A 1,301-nucleotide genomic window follows, 5' to 3' on the forward strand; every position below is an offset into this window, starting at 1 on the left:
CAGCAGCTCCAGATCACGCAGGATCGTGCGACGGCGCTGGAGCAGGCGCGGCAGGTCGCGGTGCAGGAGCGCGCACGCGAGGTGCGCCGGCGTTTCCAGGGCGACGGCACGGCGTACACGCCCTACACGGTCAACTTCTATGGCAATTGAGAGGCCGGCCATGAGACAGCTTCTGATCATGATCCTGGCCACGGTCGCAGCGGCATTGGTTGCCGCCTGCAGCAAACCCGCGCCCATCGAATCCGTTGAATCGCTGGTGGCCAATCCCGAGCGCCTGAAGGAACTGCGCGTGCAATGCAAGGCTGACCACGCCAAGGTTGGCGATGCCCAGTGCAACGCGGTGGCGGAGGCGACGCGCCAGCGTTTCTTCGGCAGCGGCGGGTCGAAGCACACGCCGCCCGCTTCGCCGCCGGCAACGTTCTCCCCGGCTGCGGCATCGGCGCCCGCAGCACCGTCTATTGCGCCTCCATCGCCCAAGGACTGACCGATGAACGACCTGTCGGTCATCGACCGCTTCCTGGACGTCTTCTCGCGCTACATCGACTCGGGGTTCGGTCTGCTGGGCGGCGAGGTGGGGTTTCTGACCGCCACGCTGGTCGCGATCGACATGACGCTGGCAGGCCTCTTCTGGGCGATGAGCAACGCCAGCGGCGGCACGGGCGACGATGTGATCGGCAAGCTGATCAAGAAGGTCCTGTACGTCGGCGCCTTCGCCTTCATCCTGAACAACTTCAACAGACTGTCGGGGATCGTGTTCCAGTCGTTCGCCGGACTGGGACTGGTGGCGTCGGGCTCGTCGATGAACCAGGGGCAGTTGCTGCAGCCGGGCCGGCTGGCGCGCGTGGGCGTAGAAGCCGGCGCGCCGATCATGCGGCAGATCAGCGATCTGACGGGCTTTCCGGAGGTATTCGCGAACCTCGATGTCATCACCGTCCTGTTCCTGGCCTGGCTGGTGCTGATCGTGAGCTTCTTCGTGCTCGCGGTGCAGCTCTTCGTGACGCTGATCGAGTTCAAGCTGACCACGCTTGCGGGCTTCGTGCTCGTGCCCTTCGCACTGTGGAACAAGACGGCGTTCCTGGCCGAACGGGTGCTGGGCAACGTGGTGTCCTCAGGCATCAAGGTGCTGGTGCTGGCCGTGATCGTCGGCATCGGCACAGGCCTGTTCGCCGAGTTCACGGCACCGCCAAGCACCGAGCCCTCCATCGACCATGCGCTGGTCATCATGCTGGCCGCGCTGGCGATGCTGGGTCTGGGGATCTTCGGGCCGGGCATTGCGACGGGTCTGGTGTCTGGCGCACCCC

1 protein-coding gene and 2 pseudogenes are annotated in these 1,301 nt (G+C 65.6%); all 3 read left to right on the forward strand.

Annotated elements, in window-relative coordinates:
* Nucleotides 1-150: pseudogene (locus QTI05_RS27795) on the forward strand (P-type conjugative transfer protein TrbJ); the annotation flags it as partial.
* Between the two features lie 10 nt (nt 151-160).
* Nucleotides 161-412: pseudogene (locus QTI05_RS27800) on the forward strand (EexN family lipoprotein); the annotation flags it as partial.
* A gap of 75 nt (nt 413-487) precedes the next feature.
* Nucleotides 488-1,301 (forward strand): P-type conjugative transfer protein TrbL (gene trbL, locus QTI05_RS27805; protein ID WP_286625035.1); only part of this gene is annotated, 814 nt, incomplete at its 3' end.

Source organism: Variovorax fucosicus (genome assembly GCF_030316825.1).
In the GTDB taxonomy this organism is placed as follows: domain Bacteria; phylum Pseudomonadota; class Gammaproteobacteria; order Burkholderiales; family Burkholderiaceae_C; genus Variovorax; species Variovorax fucosicus.